The following is a 25,575-nucleotide window of genomic DNA, read 5'->3' on the forward strand; positions in this document are numbered from 1 at the left end:
ATTTTCTCCATTTATTTCATATATTATTATTATTTATATTAAAAAAGACTAGGCATAAGCCTAGTCTAATTGTTTATCTTTAATATTGATTTATAAAGAAGAACTCTCCTGGTCCTATAGGGAATCCTAAAAGAGCCCACGCTACTGCAAACACAGTCCATGCAATTAAGAATCCTATAGATATAGGTAACATCATTCCCATTAAATTTCCTATACCAAAGTTTTTCTTATATTTTTGTCCAAATATTACTATAACTCCCATATAACTCATAAGCGGTGAAATTATATTCGTAGATGAATCTCCTATTCTATACATTAACTGTACTCCAGCAGGAGAGAATCCAGCACTCATAAGTATTGGTATAAATATTGGAGCTAATAATCCATATTTTGAAGTACCTCCAGCTATAAATAAGTTAACTATTGCAGTAAACCATATAAATGCAACCATTAGCATCATAGCCATAAAAGTATTGTCTGTTGGTATTTTAGCAACTAACATTGCACCTAAATGTGCTATCAATATACCTAAATGTGAATCATTGAAGAAGTTTAAGAACTGTGCAACAAAGAATAATATAACTATTATAGAAGCCATACTCTTCATAGATGTAACCATTGCACCTATAACATCATCCTTAGATTTAAATGTTCCTGATTTAAATCCATAAACCATACCTGGAACTAAGAATACGATAAACATTAACATCATTATCATATCTCCACTAAAGAATATAGAATCTAAGAAACTTCCAACTCCTGTTGTTACCATTTTTCCATCAGCACCTATACTCGTCATAGGAACTGAAGTAGATAAATCTCCAACTATTGGTATAACATTATTTTTATCTATTGGTAAAACTGTTAATAATATGAAAGCTACTACTCCCAATAAACTCATATTAGCAGCTTTAAATGCTTTCTTTTCTTTTGGTGTTAAATCCCCTGTTTTTTCAACAACATCAGCTTCACTTTTATCATACTTTTCCATACCTGGCTCAACTATTTTATCTATTATAAGAGTTCCAACTATAACTATTATAAATGTTGATGCCATTAAGAAAAACATATTTGCAGTAGATTTTAACATAGGTGCGAAGCTTGTCCCAACTAGAGCATCTCCTGTTTCTGCTGCTGCTTGTGTAAACGGTATTAATAAAGCATCAAATGAACCTATAAGTAAGTTAGCACTAAATCCACCTGAAACCCCAGCAAACCCTGCTGCAAGACCTACCATAGGATTTCTTCCTAATGTATAATAAACCAATGCTGCAAGAGGTATAAGTACAACATATCCTGCATCAGATGCAACGTTTGACATAACTCCTAAGAATATAACAACTGGTGTTACAAGCTTAGCAGGTGTAGCTTTAACTATACTTTGTATACCTATTGATAAGTATCCACTTTGTTCCATAACACCTATCGCTAACATTATAATAAGTATTGCTCCTAAAGCACTCATTCCCATAAAGTTCTTTATTACAGAGCCTATTATATAAGATAAACCATTAGAGTATGTTTCTGCTACTGCCGTTCCTCCTGCTGTAACTTTTAAAACTTCTATTGGATTTTGCCCTAATAAGTTGTTTATAGGGAAGCTCCCAAGTTCTGTTTCTGCTACTACTCCAATCATACCCAATACTGCTGAAAGTATAAGTACAGCTACTGATATATAAACGAATAATAGAGCTGGACTTGGTAATTTGTTTCCTACTTTTTCAATAACAGCCATACACGATTGAAGTTTAGACTGTTTTTGAGCTTTACTCGACACATTTAATTCCATTAATAATTCCCCCTGAAAAAAATTTTATACATATGAATCCGTTTTCTTAAAAAGATTATACTATATATATTTAATTTTTTCCACAATTTAGAATATTTTCATTTTTAAAACTTTTCCCTATTTTTCGAGGTCTAATGTCGATTTAATTTAAAAATTTGTGCTATTTAAATTTGATTATACGGTCTTTTATTTTTCTACAAAATAAAACAAGATGCTAGTAAGGGTTAACCAGCATCTTGTTTTATGCGCTTGAAATAAATTTTACATTAAATTCTATGGCAGAAAATCTTATGATATTATATATATAACCAACTTATATAATCTTAAACAGTTTTATTTAAATAAATTTTATTATTTATAAATCATCTTCTTATATTTTTTATAATCTAAATCAGTTCTTACTTTAAAATCTATGTATTATGCATATTCAGTATTTACTACATTTTTTGACATAATTATGATTTTGTTCTAAAATTTATTGTGAAAATAAGTTAATAGAATGGAGATATGTATTTTGTTAGTTATATCAAGGAGAACACGTACTTTTTATAATTTTATTATGGCATTTCTTGCTCTTACAATAGCTACTATTTTAGTAGTACAACTAACTTTAAAATTAAAACCTAATACTGAGCTAATTTTATCTAATATGGCTTATATAATTTGGTTAGTTTTTGTTTTGGATTATGTAGTAAGATTTGCTTTAAGTTCTAATAAAAAAAACTTTATAAAAAATAATGTTATAGATTTAATATCAATTATACCTTTTCATACTTTTTTTATATTGTTATCAAACTTAGGTATATTACACATTGGAAAGTATGTAATTTTACTTAAGTTAGTAATGGTTTTAAGAATTATAGCTATTGTTAAAAGAAGTAATAGCAATTTTTATAGATTTATGAGGACTAATAATTTCAGCTACACCTTATTTATTACATTAGTCATGATTTTTTTAAGTTCTGTTGCTATGAGTTACTTTGAGCATTGGAGCATAGGTGATTCACTTTGGTGGAGTATAGTTACTGTTACAACAGTAGGCTATGGGTATATTTGCCCTAAAACTTTTTCAGGCAGAGTTGTAGCTGCTATTCTTATGATATTTGGAATTGGCTTTATAGGTTCTTTAACATCTACTTTATCTACATATTTTATAAAAAAGGAAAATATAAGACACCATAATAGTAAACATAAAAATAATTATTCAATTCTAGAAGACAGCATTAAAGATGTTTTTATAGGTGCTAGATTTAGTAAAGATGAATACAAAGATATGGTTATATTAGATATTGTAAACAGACTAGAAAACTTTGACAATTTAAGTAAGGAAGATATAAATACAATGTGTAGTGTATTGTCTTCACTAAAGGATAAATGATTATTAAAATTTTTTGTATTTTATGTATATAATTTTAATTTATGTATATAATCTTAGTATAATTAAATTATATTAAGATTATACTATACTTATTTCTCCTTTTAAAAAAAGAAGCGAGTGCCCCACTGACACTCGCTTCTTTTTTTGCAATAAATTAAATTGTTATTTTAAATATTCATGTAATACTTTAATATTATCTTCCATATTAGCTTCTATAACCCACATGCCATCAACTGTATCCGTTTTAAAACTTCCTTCATACGGAATCATTTTCTGATTTATAGTAAAATCCTTTTGATTTAAAATTTCATTTTCTAATTTCTTTATATCATTTATAGGTATATTAGTTTCAACTTGATTTATCATTTCCATAGATACTTCAAACCTTTTACCTGAATCTAGTTTTTCATACTTAGTTATTAACCCTTTTAGAACAGCTCTTTGTCTCTCTGTTCTTTCATAATCTCCATTCCCTTCTTTTCTTATCCTACAGTAAGCTACAGCTTGTCTTCCATTTAAAGTTTTAATTCCCCTACCGTCTATATAATCAGTTCCTTCAGGCAATTTTTCTATATTATTTATTTCTACTAAGTTATTATTTATTTGATCTACTTCATAGTCTTTAAGGTTTATTTCTACACCTCCAACTATATCTACAACTTTTGCTAAACTATAAAAATCTACACTTACATATTTATCTAAATTAAGATCAAAGTTTGAATTTATAGTTTCAATAGCCAGTTCAGGTCCCCCATAGGCATAAGCATGATTTAACTTATCTTTGCCATGCCCTTTTATATCAACTAAAGTATCTCTTAATAATGATACTAAATTTATGGTTTTATTTTTAAAATCAATGTTTGCAATCATTATAGAATCTGATCTTGCACTTTCATTTTCATGTCTTCTATCTAGTCCGAATAGTGCTATATTTATCGTTTTATTGTTATCTATATTCTCACTTATATTAGTTTTATTTGCATTTTTCTTTTCATAATTTTCATTAGTTTTTTTTATTAATAACCCTAATAAAAATATAAATAAAAGTACAATCATTAAAATAACTATACTTGTTTTTTTCTTTAAAAACTTCATATGTTTACTCCTATTTCTTCATTACTTTATACAGCACATACATTTAACTCATTAAATTCTTTAAGAGTTTCTACTAGTTCTATTATTTTGCCTAAATGATAGTTAAATACAGGACTTTTTTCATTTTCAACACTAAAGTTAATTTCCTCTACATCGTATAACTCTTTTAATCTTTCATAGTTTCTTTCGCTTAAGTATAACTCTTTTTCAAGTAATTCTATAGATTGCATATGAAAATATATTTCTCTACATGTATCTAATATTTGTTCAAATCTTTCTATATCTATAGAATCTTTTTGACTAGGATTATAAGCTAACTCTCCATATAACTTTGAGTATATTTTCTCTAGCTTTTGTATATCTTTTTTTAGTAATTCTATATTTAACTTTTCTCTATTTAAAATCTTAGACTCTATAAAATTTATTGTGTCTTTTTCTATATTTTTAAATTCATCAATAGTTTTACCCATATAGTTAGGTCTAGCTATTAAATAGTTTATAGTAACAGCTATTGTAACCCCTACTGATGTGTCTATAACCCTGTGTATAGAGTAATACATTGGATTATATGTTCCAACACCTAAATGTATCGCTAAAAATGTTATACAAGACACAACTACAGAGCTTATCTTTAAGTTATTACATATATAAATTGTAAGTATTACACCTATCCCACATAAAATAGGTTCTCCTGGCTGTATTAATGCAAATAAAAATCCTATTATTCCCCCTACGACAGTACCTTTCACTCTATTAAACCCAACTTTCATAGACCCTTTTACAGTGTCTTGAAGCGATATTACACACGCTATAGCACAGTAAAATGGTTTTTGTACGATAGCATGAGTTCCCAATAATACGCAAAACATTACCGCAATACCCGTTTTGATTGTTCTCATTCCTAGTTTTGTAGGTTTCAAGTCTATCATCTCCTAGTGCATATTGCATTTTTTTACTGTATTTATCTATACATAATATTTTATTATAAATATTTTAACTATTATTGTATACCCTAAATTTTTCCCATTTAATTATTCTATAGTAAAAAAGAGCATTGCTTTTTAGCAATACTCCTTTTTATATTATTATTAAATTTTGTTAATTAACTACATAATCTAAATCTATTGTTTCCTCCTTTAATTCCTTTTCCTCCACATTGAAAATTAAAATTCTTTTACTTTTATTAATTATAAAATAATCATTTTTTCCAGGTTCTATAGTAAACATATCATCTTTAAATTTAGCATTATTAAACTTTAAACGATATGGTACCATTTCATCTTCAAAACCTGAATAATAAACTACTTTTTTGCCATCCATAAGTATATATTGATTAATAGTTTCACTTTCAGTAATATTTAAAAATTTATATCCTGCTTTATCATAAATTTTATCTCTAGGAGTTCCAACTTTAAATACATACATCTTATCCCACTTAAAAGGTGTTATTTTACTTAAGCTTACTTTTTCTCCTATCTTATCTGCATTTTCATATATACCTACTCCAAACATACCTACATTATCACATAACTCATTTATATTTTTTTCACTTTCTTCAAATTGAACTATATCACTTGATTTATCTATAACTTTCCAATTATCTTTATCTTTTTCTAATTTTAAATTAATTTTAGATATACATTCTCCATGTTTTCCAGGTTCTGTAACTATAACTTTTTCTCCAGATTTATTTTCATAGTCATGTTGTTTTATTTGAACATGATTATGCCCTGCTACAATAGCATCAATTCCGTCAACTTGAGTAGCTAAATCTTGAATTCTATTTCCTGGATGTCTTGGTTTTTTAGGTTTTTCACCAGTATGTGCAACAGCTATTATAACATCTGGCTTGTCCTTTTCTTTCATTGTTTTAACCCATTTTTTAGCATCTTCTATTAAATCATTCATGTAAAGTTCACCTTTGTAACTTTTTTGATCTTTAAGCTCTAAAGATTTAGCTTTTACTAGTTTATCATCTACCCATTCTCTACTTTCTCCAACTTCTTTAATTGTAAGTCCTAGTATTCCTAATTTTACATTTCCTTCAGGAGTTTCAATTTCTTTTATAATGTATGGTTTTGTATAGCTACTTCCATTTTGATTATATGTATTTGCAGATAATACACTTACGCCTTGCTTTTCAAAGTCAGAAATCATATTGTCTAACTCTTCTTTACTATTTAAAAATTCATGATTTCCTAAAGTTACTGTGTCAAAGCCTGCTTCTTTTATTTCTTTAGCAAGAGGTATTTCTCTATATTCTACATCGCCTTTTTCCACATCTTCATAATGCTGTTTCCAAAACTTATCCATATCTTCAGATGATCCAAATTCAGAACCACAAAAATCACCTGCATCTACCAAGGTCACATTTTCATCTTTCTCTTTTTCTTTTTTTACATACGAAACTAAGTCATACGGTATTACCCCATGCAAATCGGTAGTTGCAAGTACATTTACATCTACAGTTTTCGTCGATGTACACCCTACTATAAATAATGTAATTACACTTAGCACTCCCCATAATATAATTTTTTTCATAAACATTTTCTCCCTTTAATATTTTCTTAATTTAAAAACAAAACATGATATAAAGTTATTTTTTGTATAAAATTACCTTATATCATTCAAGCCCCAATTTAAATTATACCAATATATGGAAATTTAGCTACCGTAAAATGCAATAAAAAAATCTATATTTTGATAATATAGATTTTTTTATTGCATTTTTATTTTTAACTTACTATGCTAAATTTCAATTCTAAAATAAGAAGAACTATATCATTTAGATATAGTTCTTCTTATTTTATATATAAGTTCTACATATTTGCTTGTTCTTTTAAAGTATCAGCTTTATCAGTTCTTTCCCATGGTAAATCTAAATCTGTTCTACCAAAATGTCCATAAGCTGCTACGTTTTTGTACATTGGTTTTCTTAAATCTAAATCTCTTATTATAGCTCCTGGTCTTAAGTCGAAGTTTTTGTTTACTAATTCAACAAGTTTTTCTTCACTTACTTTTCCAGTTCCAAATGTATCTATAAATATAGATAATGGTCTTGCAACACCTATTGCATATGCTAACTCTATCTCACACTTATCTGCAAGTCCTGCTGCTACTATATTTTTAGCAACATATCTAGCTGCATAAGCTGCTGATCTATCAACTTTTGTAGGGTCTTTTCCTGAGAAAGCTCCTCCTCCATGTCTAGAGTATCCACCATATGTATCTATTATTATTTTTCTTCCTGTAAGACCTGTATCTCCTTGAGGTCCTCCTATAACGAATCTTCCTGTTGGATTTATATAAATCATAGTTTCTTCATCTAAAAGTTCTGCTGGTATAACTGCCTTTATAACTTTTTCTACTAAATCTCTTCTTATAGTCTCATTATCTACATCTTCACTATGTTGTGTAGATATTAAAACTGTATGAACTCTAACTGCTTTATTTCCATCATATTCAACAGTTACTTGAGTTTTTCCATCAGGTCTTAGATAATCTAACTCTCCATTTTTTCTAACTTCTGTTAATCTTCTTGATAATTTATGAGCAAGAGATATTGGAAGTGGCATTAATTCTTCAGTTTCATTACATGCAAAACCAAACATTATACCTTGATCTCCAGCTCCTATTTTTTCTATTTCATCTTCTGTTAATTCTCCGCTTCTATTTTCTAAAGCTTCATCAACTCCCATAGCTATGTCGCATGATTGTTCATCTATAGAAGTTATAACAGCACAAGTATCTCCATCAAATCCATACTTAGCTCTTGTATATCCTATTTCTTTTACTGTTTCTCTAACTAATTTAGGTATATCTACATATGTATTAGTACTTATTTCCCCGGCAACTAATACAAGTCCTGTAGTAACTGTAGTCTCACAAGCAACTCTAGCTTGTGGATCATTTTCTAAAAGTGCATCTAATATAGCATCAGATATTTGGTCACATATTTTATCTGGATGACCTTCTGTAACTGATTCTGAAGTAAATAAGTGTTTTGCCATTTAATTTTCCTCCTGAGTTTATCTATTTATTTTATCGCTTATAACAAGTGTTAATTCTCTTAAAATTTTACATGCTGTAACTGTAGAAACACTAGTATTATCATAGTCTGGACTAAGTTCTACAATATCACATCCAACTAAATTTATATTTGAATTTTTAAGTATTTTAAATATACTTTCAAATTCTTTGTAAGTAATTCCTCCTGGTTCTAAAGTTCCAGTTCCAGGGAATATTGATGGGTCAAGTACATCTAAATCTATAGTTAGATATATATTTTTCCCATCTAAGCTTTTAATTATTTCTTCAAATGTATCTATAGTATGAGTTTCCATGTATGTATGTTTATCTTTTAAAGAAAACTCAAACTCTTCTTTAGTTCCCGATCTTATACCAAATTGATATATTTTATTATCCCCTATAATATCCCAAATACGTTTTATAACTGTAGCATGTGAGTTTTTATTATTATTATACTCATCTCTTAAATCTGTATGTGCATCAAAATGCAAAACATAAATATCTTTATATTTATCATGTACAGCTTTAAATGCAGGTAATGTTACTAAATGCTCCCCACCTATCATAAATGGTACCTTATTATCTTTTACAATTTGTTTAGTACCTTCATATATTTCATCTAAAACAATATCAGTATTTCCTATACTAAGTTCTAAGTCCCCAATATCACATATTTTATAATCATCCATATCTAAATTAAGTATAGGGCTATAAGTTTCAAGTCCATAAAACTCTGGTCTCATAGCTGTACTTGCAAATCTAGTTCCTGGTCTATTTGAAGTTGTTCCATCAAATCCAGCTCCAAATACTACTAAATTACTTTCTTCATAACTATCATCCATAGACATGAATGTAGGTGTATTAAAAAATTTATTTTTCATTTAACATATCCACTACATACTGAGGTAACATAAATGCACCTTGATGTATGTTACTATTGTAGTATTTAGTTTTTAGATTTAATTTTTCCCAAGCTTCTTTATTTTGGTCTTTTATTGGATCATATTTTTTAGAGGCAAATCCAAATAACCAATGTCCTGATGGATAAGTTGGTATATGCGCTTGATAAACTCTAGCTATTGGAAATAAGTTTGTTATTTTTTCATTAGCTCTTTTCATTTCTTTAGCGTTAAAGTCAAAATATGGACTTTCATTTTGGTTAACAAGTATACCTTCATCACTTAATACTCTGTAGCAATCATTGTAAAAATCGATAGAGAATAGTCCTTCTCCTGGTCCTATAGGGTCTGTTGAATCAACTATTATTAAGTCATAGCTTTTATCTTTTGAATTTTTTACAAAAGCAACTCCATCTTCAAAGTATAAATTTACTCTCGGATCATCTAATTTACATGCACATATATCTATATATTTTCTAGATACATCTACTACCATTTTATCTATTTCAACCATATCTATTTTTTCTATTTGAGGATATCTAGTAAGTTCTCTTACTGTTCCTCCATCTCCACCACCTATAACTAATACATTTTTTATATTCATATTAGTAGCCATCGGTGTATGAACTATCATGTCATGATATATAAACTCATCTTTGTAGTTTACCATCATAAGTCCATCTAAAGTTAAGAACTTTCCAAATTCCTTGCTTTCAAATACATCTACTTGTTGAAAATCAGACTTATCGCTGAAAAGATGTTTATCTACCTTTATTGAGAAACGAACATTATCTGTCCACTCTTCTGTATACCAAAGTTCCATAGTCTAGTCCTCCGTATTTTGAATTTAATTTTTTATTTATATGTTTTTGGTTTTTTTGTCGTTTTTTGACTGTTTTATATTTGTATGTTATACTTATTTCTGAATTTAATTTTTTATTTATTTATTTTTTATTTAGGTGATTTTTATTTATATAGCTTCTTGTTCGTCTTGTGGCTTATGAGTAATATTACCTAAATCTTTTTTTGCGTATTTTTGTATTTTAGAAGTTAATCCTCTTGGTATTTCTGTAGATTCACTTCTTTCAGCTTTTAATAATTCTTCTAACATTTCAAAACTTTTCCATGGATCTATATCTCCACAAGTAAAGAAATCTGCTGCTGCATACCCATATTCTGGCCATGTGTGTATAGTTAAGTGAGATTCTGCTATTATAACTGCTCCAGAAACTCCCCATGGGTTAAAATGATGAAATACTGAATCAACTATAGTTGCTTTTGCATTTAACGCTGAATCGTTCATATATTTTTCTATAAGTCTAGGATCTCTAAGTATTTCTTCATCACAATTATAATACTCCACTAGTATGTGTCTTCCTAAAGTTTCAAATTTCATTTCTGTCACTCTCCCTATTTAAATTTGAATTTAATCTTTTATAACTAATATATAATTTAATTCTTTATCCTGCATATCACTTAAATATGCATTATTATATTTTAATATTTTTATATAATCTATAATTTCCTGTGTTATCTCTTCTCCAGGAGTTACAATCGGAATTCCAGGTGGATATGCCATTATAGATTCTCCTGATATTTTTCCAATACATTCATCAATCAAAATCATTTCCTTTTCTTTATAAAAAGCATCTCTTGGATTAAACTTTAATATTGGATTTATCTGTTTTATTTTTATGTTTTTTATTTCTCGATTTTTCTTATGTAACTTTGCTATTATTTCTAATGAGTCTATAAGTCTATCTATATCTGACTTTGTAGTTCCTATAGATATTAGCGCTAATATATTGTATAAATCACCTAGTTCTACTTGAACTTTAAACTCTTTGTACAGTAAATCATAAACTTCAAGTCCTGTTAAGTTAAGTCCTCTTACATTTATACAAAGCTTAGTTTCATCTATAAATTTAACACTGTCTCTGTGTAAGTTTTCAGTTGAAACTACTTTTATACCCTTTATTTTATTAAGCCTAGCCTTTGCATATCTCGAAAGATTTAAAGCCTTCGCCAATTGTTTTTCACCATTTAATACTAAATTAGATCTAGCCCCATCAATACTGCTCATAAGTATATATGATGCTGATGTAGATTGTAACATGTTTATACTTTGAAGTACCTTACATGAACTTATGTTATCATTATTTAAAAGTAATGCTGATGCTTGAGTTAATGCCCCTCCAGTTTTGTGTATACTTACTGCTGACATATCTGCTCCTAACTCCATCCCCGATGGAGGTAAGTCTTCATGAAACGGGAAATGTGCTCCATGAGCTTCATCTACTAGCACTAAAACATTCTCCTTATGACATACCTTAATTATTTCAGCTAAATCACTACATGCTCCATAGTAAGTAGGATTAAGTAAGAATAACGCTTTTATACCAGTATTTTCTTTAAGTGCATATTCTACATCTTTAGGTTTTATATTTAAACTTATACCTAAATTATTATCAAATTCAGGTTGTATAAATACCGGTTCTCCCCCACTCATTATAAGTGCGTTTATAACTGACTTATGAATATTTCTTGGAAGAAGTAGTTTCTCTCCTGGTTTTATAACGCTTAAAATCATTGCATGTATAGCACCTGTAGTTCCATTCGTTATAAAAAAAGCATCATCACAGTTATATGCATCAGCAAGTAGTTCTTGAGCTGACTTTATAACTCCTTTAGGATTAGATACATTATCCATTAATGGAGATGAGTTTATATCCATTCTCATTAAATCTTCTCCATAATATTCATTTAATATTTCTACACCTTGATTTCTAACATGCCCTGGTACATCAAAGCAAGCTATATCTTTTTTAGAATAATCTTTTAGTGAACTTAAAAGTGGTACTTGCTTATGACTTAACTTAGATGAATCTATAAATTCACTATCTAATTTTTTGCCTATAGCTTCCAATTTAATCCTCCTTTCTATTTATCTATATATTTAATCCACAACTTAAAGATTATTATTTCTATTTATAAAATTTAGTTTTATTAAACTCACAATATTTATTATATTAAGTTTTCATTTTTTTGCAAGTGTTTTTTTATATTTTTTTATATTTTTTATCAATCTTTTCAGTTCAAGTATTTTCAATAGTTATATATCTTACCTTCTATTTTTGTTTATATTAATTTTCTATCAGTTTAGTATAACTAATCTTTTGTTTATATTAATTTTTTGTTAGTTTAGTATAACTAACTCTATTTTTAAGTTTTTCCAACACTTTTATTTAATCAAATCAATCTTGCATGTATATGTACGCTAAACTTTTTTTAAAATATAAAAAAGAGTTATGAATAATTAATATTATTCATAACTCTTTTTTTCATTTGCTGTTTATAATAAACTTTCTAAATTTAATTTTTTTGTTTTATACATAATATTTATAGTATTATCTTCTTCATCTTCAATAACTTTAGCATCTACACCATACACGTCTTTAATTAATTTCTTTGTTAGAACATTTTTAGGTGTGCCATAATCTACTATATTGCCATCTTTTAAAACATATATTTTATCACAATACATCGCCGCTATATTCAAATCATGTATAGCTGCTATAACTTCTATATTTAAACTTTTAACAATTTCCATAAGATGCAATTGATACTTAATGTCTAAATGATTAGTTGGTTCATCTAATATTAAACATTTTGTACTTTGTGCTAATGCTCTTGCTAATATAACTCTTTGTTGTTCTCCTCCAGATAAGCTATTAAAACTTCTATCTATCAAATGTCTAATATTAACTTTATCAATAGCTTCATATACTATATCAAAATCTTTTTTCGTATCTCGTTCCATAAGTTTTTTATAGGGAGCTCTTCCCATAAGAACCATATCCAAGACACTAAAATCGAAACTGTGGTAATTATGTTGAGACACAACTCCAATTTTTTTAGCACTCTCCTTCATACTCATATCCATAAGATTCTTCTCATCAATATATATACTTCCTTTGCTAGGTGCTAAATTTCTATATATGCACTTAAGTAAAGTTGATTTACCACTCCCATTAGGTCCTATTATACCAACAAATTCTTTATTTCCAATATCTATATTTATATTTTTCAATATTTCTTTTTTATCTATCTCAAATCCAATATTTTTAGTTTTCAATTCCATTAATTAACACCTCCAAATCCATAAGATTTTTTTATCATTAAATAAACAAAACAAGGTGCACCTATCATAGATATTAAAATCCCAATTGGCAATTCAGCATTTTTTATAACTATTCTTGATAATACATCTGCCCATATTAAAAATATAGCACCTGTTAATGCTGATATAGGTAATATTTTTTTATGGTCTGTCCCAAAAAATATTCTAACTATATGAGGTATAATTAATCCTACAAATCCTATCATTCCTGATGAGTATACTACTAGCCCTATTATAAGAGATGTTACTATAAGATATATTTGTCTATATTTATGCAAATCTGTTCCTAATGTTACAGATACTTCATCTCCAAGCAACATCAAATTAAGTATTCTATATTGACTTATAAAGAATATAGTCCCTATTATCATTAAAGGAAGTATAAAAGCAATTTCATCCCACTTAGCTCCTCCTAAGCCTCCCATAAGCCAGAATGTAATATTTTTCATTCCTTCTGCATCATTTTTTAAATATATAATAAAACTAGAAAATGCACTACATACAGAACTTAATGCCATTCCTGCCAAGAGTAACTTAGTAGAATTCGACCTACCTCCCGTGTTAGATATTATTAAAACTAACATAGAAACTAAAAACGCTCCGATAAATGCAAATATCCCTATAGAATTACTTCCTAATATTGTTGTAAAGCCAAGCATTATAGCTATCGTAGCTCCTAATGATGCTCCTGATGAAACGCCTAATATATATGGATCTGCTAATGGATTTTTAACAACCGCCTGCATTACTACGCCTGATACAGATAGTCCTATACCTACACATATAGCAAGAACTATTCTAGGTAATCTAATTAACCACACTACATCATGAATAGCTCCATTAGATAAAACTTTTGCATCCCCAATATTAAATAATCTAAATGTTATTATTTCATATACTTCTTTTATCGAAATATCACTACTACCTATAGTTACAGCAATAAAAATAGATACTACCAAAGCTATAAGAAGCATTATTATAATTCCAATATATATAGGCTTTGTTTTTACAAAGCCTATATCATCATTATTTTGTTCTATTTTTTTTATTGATTGCATATGTTAATATCCTTCCTTCTATTTGTCACTTGGATAAAGTCCATTTGCAAAAGTCTCTATTCCATCTATCGTTCTTATACCACTACAATACATTTCCCCTAGTTCTATAGGATATACTCTATTATTTTTTACAGCATTTAAACTCTTTAGTGTATTATCTTTCATTATTAAATCTTTAGTTTCTTTAGGTACATTTTTATCTCCTCTATCCATATAAACTACAAATATACTATCTGGATTTAGATTTATTAAGTCTTCTTTACTTAGAGAATTACCTTTTTCATTTAATAATTTTGCTCCAAGCTTAGTTACCATATCTCCACCTAATGTGCTTTTTCCATATCCATTTATTTTGTCATCATAAAATTCTACAATTACAGTTGTAGGTTGTTTTTTTCCCTTTTCAGAATCTACAACTTCTTTAACACGATTATTTATATTATCAACAATCTTTTGAGCTTTATCTTCAACATTAAATATTTTACCTATGTTTAATATGTCATCACATTCATTTTTTATAGTTTTGGGTTCAACAGCCCCACTATTTATAGCCATATATGTATTTACACCCTTATCATGCCAGTAACTTACATCTCCTAGATTTTTATCAGAAAATAAAGAATACCACCCTAGTATTAAGTCTGGTTGTAACATTACTGCAGTTTCTTTAGATGGTGTAAATTCATCTAGATATTTAACTTTGCTAAATCCATCTTTGTATTCTTCTTTCACTTTATGGTCTAATCCTGCTGCCGCAACCATATTGTCTTCTAGCCCTAATGCTAACATAGTTTCTACAGAATCTTGGTAGACCGCTAATACTTTCTTAGGTTTTTCTTTTATAGTAATTTTAACCTCATCTTTATTATAATTATGAGTAGTTATAGTCACTGGATAATAGCCATCACTTTCACTGACTTGCTTCTTCGTACTATTTTCCTTATTTTCTTGTTTAGTAGAATCCACATTGCTGCACCCTACAATACTTAGCCCTATACATAAACTAAGCAAACCTAACTTTATTTTTTTTGATATTTTCATCTTGCTCTCCCTCCGAAAGTTCTTAATCTAGGCAGGTCTCCTGACTTATATTTCATCCTCATCTTTCCCTTCCCAAAGCAAAACCTCAGTGGTTATTAAAGACTCGTCCATATTTACAGTAGCGGGGGCTGTTGATGATTTCCACATCATTCCCTTTTAATTATAAAACCTAGATTTAATTATTCATCAGTATAATATTAGCATAATTATTTCCATAATTCTACAAGTAAAAAATTCGCTTCGCTCCCATCTCCAACGACTTCACTCATTGCTCAAAAATATTATTTTTTAATCTTAATTTCCTTAAACATAAAAAACTCCGATTTACATGATAACATGTAAATCGGAGTTTTTCTTTATATTATTAAGCTAATTCTAAAGCTATATTCATCATTCTTGTAAATGCAGTTTGTCTTTCCATTGCAGTTGTAGCCTCTCCTTTAAAAGGACAGTCAGATATTGTTAATATACAAAGAGCATTCACTCCAGCTCTTGCAGCATTCATATAAAGTGCAGCTGATTCCATTTCTACTGCTAAAACTCCCATCTTAGTCCATTTTGCTAAAGAGTCTAAACCTTCATCTCCATAGAAAACATCACTACATAATATATTACCAACTTTAGGTTCAACACCTTGGCTCTTAGCAACTTCTACAGCTTTGCTAAGTAACTCGTAACTAGCTACTGGTGCAAAAGTTCCAGGTAAATTGTATTGTGATGCATAGTTAGAATCTGTACATGATCCCATACCTATAACTATATCATGCATTTTTAAATCTTCATGTAACGCTCCTGCAGAACCTATTCTTATAAGATTTTTTACTCCATAAAAATGTATTAATTCATATGTATATATTCCTATAGATGGACATCCCATACCTGTTCCTTGTACAGATATTTTTTTCCCGTTGTAATATCCAGTATATCCATTCATTCCTCTTACAGTATTATATTGAACTACATCTTCTAAAAAATTCTCAGCTATAAATTTAGCCCTTAATGGATCTCCTGGTAATAGTACTGTTTCTGCTATATCTCCTAATTTTCCATTGTTATGTGGTGTTGGTGCTCCCATTGACATAATAATAATCTCCTTTAATTATCGACTTTTATTTTTCTATACTTTTATTAGTAATTTCTTATTTTCATATTATTGAATAGTTTATATGTGTATATAACTGATATACTATTTATTCCTTACATATATATTTTTTTATAAGTATATATTTATATTCACATTAACTATATATTTAGTTCATACTTTATTAATTTAATACACACTATATTATGTGTATATTTTACATTTTTTTACTTAATAATACAATACTTATTTTAAATTTTAATATTTTTTATAGTTTAATTTTAAATAAATAAAAATAAAGTCCCTTTATTTTTACCGGGGACTTTATTTTTATACATACTATGCGAAGTTTTTATTGTTTGCTTTTATTACTTGTTGAGCAATATTAGCTGAGTGATCAGATACTCTTTCTAAATTACTTATTAAGTCTAAGTATATAACTCCAGCATCTACATTACATGAACTTTCATTTAATCTTCTCATATGATTAGCTCTGCAGCTTTTTTCCATCATATCTACTTGTTCTTCCATTTTTATAACTTTACAAGCTAAGTCTACATCTGAGTTTTCCATACATGATAATGCACTACTGTATGTTTCTATAACCTTTTGATATATTTCATTTAATTCCTTAGCACCTTCTTTAGACATAGTTAAGTTTCCATCGATAACTTTTGTAGCTAATTCTGCTATATTTTCTGCATGGTCTCCAACTCTTTCGATGTCATTTACAGTGTTAAATAATAAGTCTACACTTTCTCTTGAATCATCGTTTAATGATGTCTTAGATAGTTTTAATAGGTAGTTTAATATACCTTTTTGTAAACTATTTACTACCTTTTCTTCTTCAAAAGAACTATCTATTTTAGTTCTTGATTTTTCTAAAAATCCTTCCATCGCATTATTTAAAGACCCTTTAGCTTTTTCACCCATTCTTAAAGTTTCTTTAACCGTATTTGATAATGCTATTGATGGAGTTTCTAACATTCTTTCATCTATAAAATGAACAGTTTTTGTTTTTTCTATTTCTTCTTCTCTTTCTGGTATAAGTTTCATAGTAAGTTTTACTATTAATTTAGAGAATGGAAGTAATATTATAACATTTATAACATTAAATAATGTATGTGCATTAGCTATCTGTCTACTTACATCTGTTGGGTCCCAACTAGTTACAAGCATACTTATAGGTTTTGTTAAGAATACCATAAATATTAAAGTACCTAAAACATTGAAAGTTAAATGCATAAATGCTGCTCTTTTTGCATTTCTACTCGCACCTATACTAGATAATAAAGAAGTTACACAAGTACCTATGTTATCTCCATATAGTATCGGTAATGCTGCTGTTAATGGTATTAATCCTTGAGATGCAAGTGCTAGTAACATACCCATAGAAGCACTTGAACTTTGAACAACTGCTGTTATACCGAATCCCATTAATACTCCAAGTACTGGATGTTGACCAAAGCTAACTAACGCATCTGTAAATCCTTTATATTCAGCTAAAGGACCTACTGCATCTTTCATGAACTCCATACCTGTAAATAATATACCAAATCCTATTAATATTTCACCAATTGTCTTGCTTTTTTCTTTCTTTGAAAATAAATATATTATTATACCTATACCTAACGCAACTGGCGCCATACCTTCTAAGTTAAATGAAACTAATTGTGCTGTCATAGTTGTTCCTATATTAGCACCCATTATAACCCCTATTGCTTGAGGTAATGTCATAATTCCTGCATTAACAAACCCAACTACCATAACTGTAGTCGCACTACTACTTTGTATAATTGCTGTAACAACTGCTCCTACTAGAACTCCCATTAGGACGTTACTAGTTAACATTCCTACTATTTTCTTTAATTTATCTCCCGCTGATTTTTGAAGCCCATCTGCCATAAGGTTCATACCATATAAGAAAAGCCCCAATCCTCCCATTAGATTTATTGCTAATTCCACTTATTTTTCCTCCTTATAAATCCACTGTTTCTTTTGTTAACTCATTTGTTAATTTAATTTTACCAAATATTTTGTTAATTTTAGTTAAGCGAATGTTAAGAAATGTAAGTTTCTGTTAACTAAGTGTTAATATATTGTTAAGAGAATGTTAACTGTTATTTTTTAATTAAAATATGGTTAAAATAAGACTTTTTTAGTTAATATTTCGTAAATTATATACCTTTACAAAATAAGAACCATATTTAAATAAATTGTAATTTGTTTAAATATGGTTCTTTATTAAAATTATTATTTAAATGTATTATTCATATCATTAGGTTTATCAGGTCCTGCTCCTGCTTTATAGTAAGTAGTTTTATTTCCATATTTATCAACTTCAACTATCTTCTCTCTATCTGTATTTGTATTTTCGCTTTCCATATAAAGCATTTCTTTGAACAATCCCTTTACACCGCTTAAAAATGAATTATTTTTCAAAATAAGCACCTCCAACTAAAATTTATATATAATCACTTTTAGTTTTCTCTTATTTTAAAAACAAATACAGTTAGTTTTTTACATTAAATCTTATTTCATAACTTTTTTAATTAATTTTATTTTATCTTTATATGGTGGAAAAACTAAACTTATATCTATTTTGCTATTTCTTTTTACTATTCCTTTCTCATATGTAAAAGTTTTAAAACTATTGTAACCATGATATCTTCCTATTCCAGAAGTTTTAACTCCTCCAAAAGGAATATTTGTAGAAGCAACGTGAGTTATAGTATCATTTATACATCCTCCTCCAAATGTAAAATTCTTTATAACATATTCGCTAAAACTTTTATTTTCACTAAATACATACAGTGCTAATGGATTAGGATATAAATTCATATAAAACCTAATATCATCCATATCCTTATATTTTATAATAGGCATTATTGGTCCAAATATCTCATCTTCCATAACAGTATCATTGTAATTAACATTAGATAATATAGTAGGTGAAATATATCTATCTTTCATATCTATATCTCCACCAAATATTATCTTTTCTTTATCTTTATCTAATATATTTTTTAACCTGTTCATATGACGACTGTTTACTATACGTCCAAATTCTTTATTTCCTTTTATATCATTACCATAAAATTCATTTATTGTATTTTTTAGTGTATCTATAAACTTATCATATATGTCTTCATGTACTAATAGGTAATCTGGTGCAACGCAAGTCTGACCTGCATTAGTAAACTTACCCCAAACTATACGTTTAGCACTTATATCTAATTTTGCACTTTTATCTACTATCGTAGGAGACTTTCCTCCTAATTCTAAAGTTATAGGAATTAAGTTCTTACTAGCTTTTTCCATCACAATTTTTCCTACATTGACGCTTCCTGTAAAAAATATATAATCAAAATTTAAATCTAATAATTTACTATTTACAGTATAATCTCCTATTACAATATCTATATACTTAGATTCAAAGCATTCTTTAATAATTTTTACTAGTATCGCCTCAACGTTTACCGTATATTCTGAAGGTTTTATAACCGCAGTATTCCCTCCTGCAATAGCTCCTATTAGCGGTTCAATTGTAAGTTGAAATGGATAATTATACGGTCCTATTATTAAAACATTTCCATAAGGACAATTATATACATAAGATTTACCAGGAATTTGAGCTATATCATTTTTTATTCTTTTTATTTTATTCCACTTTCTAATATTTTTTAATGTATGATTTATAGACCTATAAATAAATCCCACTTCTGTTGTATATCCTTCAAACTCAGATTTTCCTAAGTCTTTATATAATGCATCTAATATGTCTTTTTCATATTTTTTTATAGTATCTTTTAAATTTCTTAAGGCTTTTATTCTGTCTTCTACTTCTATAATTCCAACTGAATTTATGTATTGACTTTGATTTTCTAATATATCATTGTACGCTTTCAAGTTATCATCTCCAATTAAATATTAATAACTTCATTATATATCATTTTCTTTTCTTATACAGATATTTACCCAAAATAAACATAAAACAAGCATAATGCAAAATTACATTATGCCTGTTTTATGTTTATTTATTATTATTTTACTGGCTTAAGTTTTGATGTAAAGTGTCTTAAAACTTTTGGTTGCCAAGTTATTTCATATCCTTTTATATCATTTGCTCTTTCCTTTATAGATATAAGCGCTTCCACTATAACATCTAAGTGAGCTTGGGTATATACTCTTCTTGGTACAGCAAGTCTAGTTAGTTCAAGCTCTGATTGACGTTGCTCTCCTGTAACAGGGTCATTATCTAGCATATATGATCCTATATCACAAGTTCTTATTCCAGCTTCTTTATATAATTCTATAGCTAATGCTTGAGCAGGAAACTGATAATACGGTATATGAGGCAATAATTTTTTAGCATCTATAAATACTGCATGCCCTCCAACTGGTGATTGATAAGCTATGCCAGCTTCATCAAGTCTGCTTGCTAAATATTCCATTTGTCCAATTCTATATTTTAAATAGTCATAGTCTATACCTTCATATAAACCTACAGATAAAGCTTCTAAATCACGTCCTGCTAATCCTCCATAAGATACAAATCCTTCAAATGATATTGTACGAGCTTTTATATTGTCATATAACTCTTCATTTTCTTTTATGCCTATAAGTCCTCCCATATTAACTATGGCATCTTTTTTAGAACTCATAGTCATCATATCTCCATAACTAAACATCTCTCTAACTATCTCTTTTATAGATTTGTCTTCATATCCTGGCTCTCTAGTTTTTATAAAATATGCATTTTCTGCATATCTAGCTGCATCTATAAGAACTGGTATATTATATTTTTTAGCAACTTCATATGTTTCTCTCATGTTTTGCATAGATACAGGCTGCCCACCAGCTGTATTATTTGTAACAGTCATTATTATAACTCCTACATTTCTTGCTCCAAACTCATTTATAAGTTCTTCCATTTTATTAACATCCATATTTCCTTTAAATGGAGCATACTTTACTGTATCTAAAGCTTCAGGAACTACACAGTCTATAGCCTTTGCACCTGTAAGTTCAACATGTGCTCTCGTTGTGTCAAAATGCATATTTGAAATTGCGTATTTACCAGTTTCTACAAATAAAGGCACCAATACTTTTTCTGCAGCTCTTCCTTGATGAACAGGTTGTATATATTCATATCCAAATATATCTTTGGCTGCATCTACTAGCTTAAAGTAGCTACTTGCACCTGAATAAGATTCATCTCCTAACATAACTGCTGCCCATTGTTTAGAACTCATAGCACCTGTTCCACTATCTGTTAATAAGTCTATGTATACATCGTCTGCTTTTAATGAAAATAAATTGTAATTTGCACTTGCTATTTTTTCTTCTCTTTCTTCTCTTGTTGTCATTTTGATAGGTTCCACCATTTTAATTTTAAATGGTTCTGCTACATATTTTCTACTCATAATAAAGACCCCCACTTTTTAATAGTTTAACTTTATTTATGATGTATTTAAAATGTCATTGAAATGATTTTGATATGTATTTCTAACTTAAATCTTATCAAATAAATATTTAAGTATCAACATATATGCAAAAATATATTCCATAAAAAATTCAATATAGCATTTAATTAAAGTGCATATTTAATTGGAATTTTTAACTTTAAACTTTTCTAAATTTACTACTCTTTCACAAATCCTATCTATTAGAAATTTTTCATGGCTTATAACAATAATTCCTATATTATTCTTTTTAGCATAATCTAATACTACATCCCAAATTTGAGCTTGGGTTATTGCATCTAACATAGTCGTCATCTCATCAGCTATTAAAAATTTAGTTTCTTTTGACAATGCTCTTATAACACAAAATCTTTGTAATTCCCCACCAGACAATTCATTTGGGCACCTATTTAGCCATTCTTCTTTTATTCCCATATTATCTAGTAAATCTTTTGATGGATTGAAGGCTTCTTTTAAAATCTTACTCATCTTCCATTTTGGGTTAACAGCTTTTTCTGGATGTTGCAATATAAGTTGAATCGGATTATAAGATTTATTTATTTTTTTCCCATCAATACTTATATCTCCACTAAAATTTTTTTCATATCCTGAAAGTATTTTTGCAAAAGTAGTTTTTCCAAATCCACTTGGTGCAATAAGTCCCACTATTTCTCCACTATTTATTTCAAAATCAATATTTTCTAAAATATATTTTTCACTATTTTTATATTTAAAACTTATATTACTAGCTTTAAGTTGCATGAATACATCTCACCTTTCCACCTCTTAATGACTTCATTTCTGGTTTATTATAGCTACATTCTTTTGTTTTAATATCACATCTTTCATAAAATAAACATCCTTCTGGAAGTTTATTAGGTTGAGGTTGCGATCCTTTTATCCCCTTAAATTCATTTTGAGGTAAAGCTTTATAAAGTGATTTTGTATATGGATGCCTTAAATTTTCAATTCCATCTTTAAAATCTTCTACATTTGCAATTTCTAAAGTTGTACCCGCATAAAATACAGCAATCTTATCAGCAACTTTTAAAGCAGCTTCAATATCATGAGTTATCATAAGTACAGCACACCCGATATTAGCAAGATCTCTAAAATGACCTAATGCTTCATTTAAAGATATTTCATCTAGTCCAGGTGTCGGTTCATCTGCTATTATTACTTTTGTATTGCTAACTAAAGCACTTGACAATAATACTTTTCTAGCCATTCCTCCAGATAATTGAAAAGGATACATACTATCTACTTTTTTACTTAAACCATATTTAGAAAAAATATTTCTCTGTATTTTATCTGCTTCTTTTTTGTTATCTATAGAAAGTTTTACTTGTTTTGAAACCTTCATTAATGGATCTAAATAATTAACAGATTGAGGAATCAATACAATTTCTTTTCCTCTTAACTTTTCTTTTCTTTTTTTATCTAATTCTTGATTCTCATAAACTATACTTCCTTCAGTTGTAGAATTTTTAGGAAGTATTCCTAAAATAGCATGTGCTAATAAACTTTTCCCTGAACCACTTGAACCAACTACCGCTACTATTTCACCCTTATATAAATCTATATCTAAATTAGTTATTACTTTTAAATTGCTTTTTCTTAATCCTTTTGTATATTGAGAAAAACTAACCCCTAAATTTTTAACTTTTAATATTGGCTCTTTCATATCATTACTCCTATTCATTCATAAGACTCGGATTTATAATTTTTCTTATATTTTTTCCTATGTTATCAACCATTAATGAAACTAACACTAAGCTAAGTCCAGGAAAAAATGCAAGCCACCATCTACCACTACTTAAATATTTCATAGCTTCTGACAGTATTATTCCAATAGCTGGCTCATGGGGCTCAAGCCCAAACCCTAAAAATGTTATAGATGCTTCATGTAATATAGCATGTGGAAATATAAGTACTATTCCTATTAAAAGTTGTGGAATTATATGAGGTAAAATATGATTTATAGAAATATATAAGTTAGATTTTCCAAAATTCCTAGACACTTTTACATATTCTGAATTCCTTATTTGTAAAACTTCAGCTCTTATTATTCTTGTAAGTGATGGCCAATGAGTAAGTGCCACACCTATAACAATTCCTTTTAATCCTCCTCCAAGAGCTATTGATATAAGTATTATTACTATAGCATGAGGAACTGAAAGTGATAAATCTATAATCCAAGTAATAAAATTATCTACTGTTTTTCCCATTACAGCTCCCATAAGACCAAGTATCAAAGCTATACCTCCACTTATTAATGATGCTATCACCCCTATTTTCATACTTAAACTAAGTCCCTTTACAGTTCTGTAAAACATATCTCTACCCATCCAATCTGTACCGAATATATATTCTAAGCTTGGTGGTAAATTTTTATTAGCTAAATTTATGGCAATTTGTTCGTCTGATATTAAACTTCCATATACTAATATTCCTGTAAAAAAAATAATAGATAAAACTAAGGACAATAATATTTTTTCTCTTGCGCCTATCCTAAATCTAATAATTTTTCTATCTATTTGTTCCATGATTTGACTTTGATCCATTACTCAATACTCCCTTCCCTAACCCTAGGGTCTATAAATCTATATAGAACGTCTGCTATTAAATTTCCTGTAAATACAAATATCAAACTTATTATCACAATCCCCATCAAAAGAGGAAAATCTCCTTTTATTCCTGCATCTACTGTAGCTTGACCTAGTCCTGGGTATGAAAAAACTTGTTCTGCAAATATAGTTCCTGCAAATAACTCACTAAAAGATAAAAATTGAAGAGTTATAGCAGGAAGCGCTACATTTTTTATAACATGATTTAAAATTATACTTTTTTTGCTTTCTCCCCTAGCTTTTGCAAAAACTATATAATCACTATTGGTAATCTCAATAACTTTTTCTCTTGTATGTAAGCAAATATTAGCTACTCCTAAAACACTTAACGTTAATGCTGGCAATATAATATGCTTTGCTAAGCTTTTTAACGTAACCTCACTAGCTACTACCCCTATTGGAACTCCTAATCCTATTGGAAATAATTTTAATTTAACTGAAAAAATCATAATCAATAGAATTCCCAACCAAAAAGTAGGGGTTGAAATTAAGACATAACAATAGCCTTTAATTATTTTATCTATTAGCTTTCCTTCATTAACTCCTGAAACAACTCCCATTATAAATCCTAATACTCCAGAAATGGTCCAGGCAACTACCATAAGTGCAAGAGATGCAATAAATTTTTCACTTATAACATCTATAACTGGTCTTCTATATATCATAGAAGTTCCCAAATCACCTTCGCATATAGATTTAAACCATAAAGCAAATCTTTCAAGTGGTGGTTTATCTAATCCCCAATGCTTTTCTATTTCTTCTCTTTGACTTTGAGTTACACTTAAATCAGCACCTACATATGCTTTTATAGGGTCAATTGGAGATTTTTCCATTAATAAAAATGTAAGAGCACATACAGCTACTAATAAAGTCATTAGTTTTATAATTTTTTTAGCCAAAAACATACATATACTTTTCAAGTTATACATTTTA

The 25,575-nt window shown here is 28.4% G+C and carries 22 protein-coding genes and 1 riboswitch; of the genes, 1 reads left to right on the top strand and 21 read right to left on the bottom strand.

Annotated elements, in window-relative coordinates:
* Window positions 1–79: 79 nt before the first annotated feature.
* A complete protein-coding gene (locus ACEXNK_RS15195) occupies window positions 80–1,789 on the bottom strand; it encodes an AbgT family transporter (protein WP_373599994.1) in 1,710 nt (569 codons plus the stop codon).
* A gap of 514 nt (window positions 1,790–2,303) precedes the next feature.
* Between ACEXNK_RS15195 and ACEXNK_RS15200 the strand changes: the two genes are divergently transcribed.
* On the top strand, window positions 2,304–3,167 hold the full coding sequence (locus ACEXNK_RS15200; protein ID WP_373601611.1) for a potassium channel family protein: 864 nt from the start codon (window positions 2,304–2,306) through the stop codon (window positions 3,165–3,167).
* 162 nt (window positions 3,168–3,329) lie between these two features.
* On the opposite strand, the gene ACEXNK_RS15205 is transcribed toward ACEXNK_RS15200, so the two are convergent.
* The 20 genes from ACEXNK_RS15205 to ACEXNK_RS15300 form a co-directional block, all read right to left on the bottom strand.
* On the bottom strand, window positions 3,330–4,262 hold the full coding sequence (locus tag ACEXNK_RS15205; protein ID WP_373599992.1) for an LCP family protein: 933 nt from the start codon (window positions 4,260–4,262) through the stop codon (window positions 3,330–3,332).
* A 26-nt stretch (window positions 4,263–4,288) separates the two neighbouring features.
* Window positions 4,289–5,182 carry an FUSC family protein gene (locus ACEXNK_RS15210; protein WP_373599991.1) on the bottom strand — a complete coding sequence of 298 codons (894 nt, stop codon included), beginning with the start codon at window positions 5,180–5,182 and terminating at the stop codon, window positions 4,289–4,291.
* 178 nt (window positions 5,183–5,360) lie between these two features.
* Window positions 5,361–6,803: a metallophosphoesterase gene (locus ACEXNK_RS15215; protein ID WP_373599990.1), complete on the bottom strand. Its 1,443-nt coding sequence runs from the start codon at window positions 6,801–6,803 to the stop codon at window positions 5,361–5,363.
* A gap of 278 nt (window positions 6,804–7,081) precedes the next feature.
* Window positions 7,082–8,272, bottom strand: a complete 1,191-nt coding sequence (metK, locus tag ACEXNK_RS15220; RefSeq protein ID WP_373599989.1) for a methionine adenosyltransferase — start codon at window positions 8,270–8,272, stop codon at window positions 7,082–7,084.
* Window positions 8,273–8,290: 18 nt separating this feature from the next.
* A complete protein-coding gene (speB, locus tag ACEXNK_RS15225) occupies window positions 8,291–9,172 on the bottom strand; it encodes an agmatinase (protein WP_373599988.1) in 882 nt (293 codons plus the stop codon).
* Window positions 9,162–10,013, bottom strand: a complete 852-nt coding sequence (gene speE / locus ACEXNK_RS15230; protein WP_373599987.1) for a polyamine aminopropyltransferase — start codon at window positions 10,011–10,013, stop codon at window positions 9,162–9,164. Before speE ends, speB begins: the two co-directional genes overlap by 11 nt.
* A 147-nt stretch (window positions 10,014–10,160) precedes the next feature.
* Complete coding sequence (gene speD / locus ACEXNK_RS15235) at window positions 10,161–10,586, bottom strand: adenosylmethionine decarboxylase (protein WP_373599986.1); 426 nt, start codon at window positions 10,584–10,586, stop codon at window positions 10,161–10,163.
* Window positions 10,587–10,616: 30 nt separating this feature from the next.
* Window positions 10,617–12,116 (bottom strand): aminotransferase class I/II-fold pyridoxal phosphate-dependent enzyme, encoded by a 1,500-nt coding sequence (locus ACEXNK_RS15240; protein WP_373599985.1) that lies wholly within the window; start codon window positions 12,114–12,116, stop codon window positions 10,617–10,619.
* 426 nt (window positions 12,117–12,542) lie between these two features.
* Entirely contained in the window at window positions 12,543–13,331 is a 789-nt protein-coding gene (locus ACEXNK_RS15245) for an ABC transporter ATP-binding protein (protein WP_373599984.1), read from the bottom strand.
* Complete coding sequence (locus ACEXNK_RS15250; RefSeq protein WP_373599983.1) at window positions 13,331–14,428, bottom strand: FecCD family ABC transporter permease; 1,098 nt, start codon at window positions 14,426–14,428, stop codon at window positions 13,331–13,333. The genes ACEXNK_RS15245 and ACEXNK_RS15250 overlap by 1 nt, the downstream gene beginning before the upstream one ends.
* Before the next feature lie 18 nt (window positions 14,429–14,446).
* Window positions 14,447–15,469 carry an ABC transporter substrate-binding protein gene (locus ACEXNK_RS15255; protein WP_373599982.1) on the bottom strand — a complete coding sequence of 341 codons (1,023 nt, stop codon included), beginning with the start codon at window positions 15,467–15,469 and terminating at the stop codon, window positions 14,447–14,449.
* Window positions 15,470–15,482: 13 nt separating this feature from the next.
* Window positions 15,483–15,657, bottom strand: a riboswitch (cobalamin riboswitch).
* 176 nt (window positions 15,658–15,833) lie between these two features.
* The gene (gene deoD / locus ACEXNK_RS15260) at window positions 15,834–16,544 is read right to left on the bottom strand and encodes a purine-nucleoside phosphorylase (RefSeq protein WP_373600066.1); all 711 of its coding nucleotides are present in this window, start codon (window positions 16,542–16,544) and stop codon (window positions 15,834–15,836) included.
* A 345-nt stretch (window positions 16,545–16,889) separates the two neighbouring features.
* The gene (locus ACEXNK_RS15265; RefSeq protein ID WP_373599981.1) at window positions 16,890–18,515 is read right to left on the bottom strand and encodes a Na/Pi cotransporter family protein; all 1,626 of its coding nucleotides are present in this window, start codon (window positions 18,513–18,515) and stop codon (window positions 16,890–16,892) included.
* A 288-nt stretch (window positions 18,516–18,803) separates the two neighbouring features.
* Complete coding sequence (locus tag ACEXNK_RS15270) at window positions 18,804–18,992, bottom strand: hypothetical protein (protein WP_373599980.1); 189 nt, start codon at window positions 18,990–18,992, stop codon at window positions 18,804–18,806.
* A 90-nt stretch (window positions 18,993–19,082) separates the two neighbouring features.
* On the bottom strand, window positions 19,083–20,459 hold the full coding sequence (locus ACEXNK_RS15275) for an aldehyde dehydrogenase (protein ID WP_373599979.1): 1,377 nt from the start codon (window positions 20,457–20,459) through the stop codon (window positions 19,083–19,085).
* 134 nt (window positions 20,460–20,593) lie between these two features.
* Complete coding sequence (locus ACEXNK_RS15280; protein WP_373599978.1) at window positions 20,594–21,976, bottom strand: tryptophanase; 1,383 nt, start codon at window positions 21,974–21,976, stop codon at window positions 20,594–20,596.
* A gap of 180 nt (window positions 21,977–22,156) precedes the next feature.
* Window positions 22,157–22,777, bottom strand: coding sequence for an ABC transporter ATP-binding protein (locus ACEXNK_RS15285; protein ID WP_373599977.1), 621 nt, complete (start codon window positions 22,775–22,777; stop codon window positions 22,157–22,159).
* Window positions 22,767–23,699 (bottom strand): ABC transporter ATP-binding protein, encoded by a 933-nt coding sequence (locus ACEXNK_RS15290; RefSeq protein WP_373599976.1) that lies wholly within the window; start codon window positions 23,697–23,699, stop codon window positions 22,767–22,769. Before ACEXNK_RS15290 ends, ACEXNK_RS15285 begins: the two co-directional genes overlap by 11 nt.
* Before the next feature lie 10 nt (window positions 23,700–23,709).
* Complete coding sequence (locus tag ACEXNK_RS15295; RefSeq protein WP_373599975.1) at window positions 23,710–24,579, bottom strand: ABC transporter permease; 870 nt, start codon at window positions 24,577–24,579, stop codon at window positions 23,710–23,712.
* Window positions 24,579–25,571, bottom strand: coding sequence for an ABC transporter permease (locus ACEXNK_RS15300; protein ID WP_373599974.1), 993 nt, complete (start codon window positions 25,569–25,571; stop codon window positions 24,579–24,581). Before ACEXNK_RS15300 ends, ACEXNK_RS15295 begins: the two co-directional genes overlap by 1 nt.
* Window positions 25,572–25,575 lie beyond the last annotated feature (4 nt).

Origin of the sequence: Paraclostridium bifermentans (assembly GCF_964259345.1) — a bacterium.
Lineage (GTDB): Bacteria > Bacillota > Clostridia > Peptostreptococcales > Peptostreptococcaceae > Paraclostridium > Paraclostridium bifermentans_B.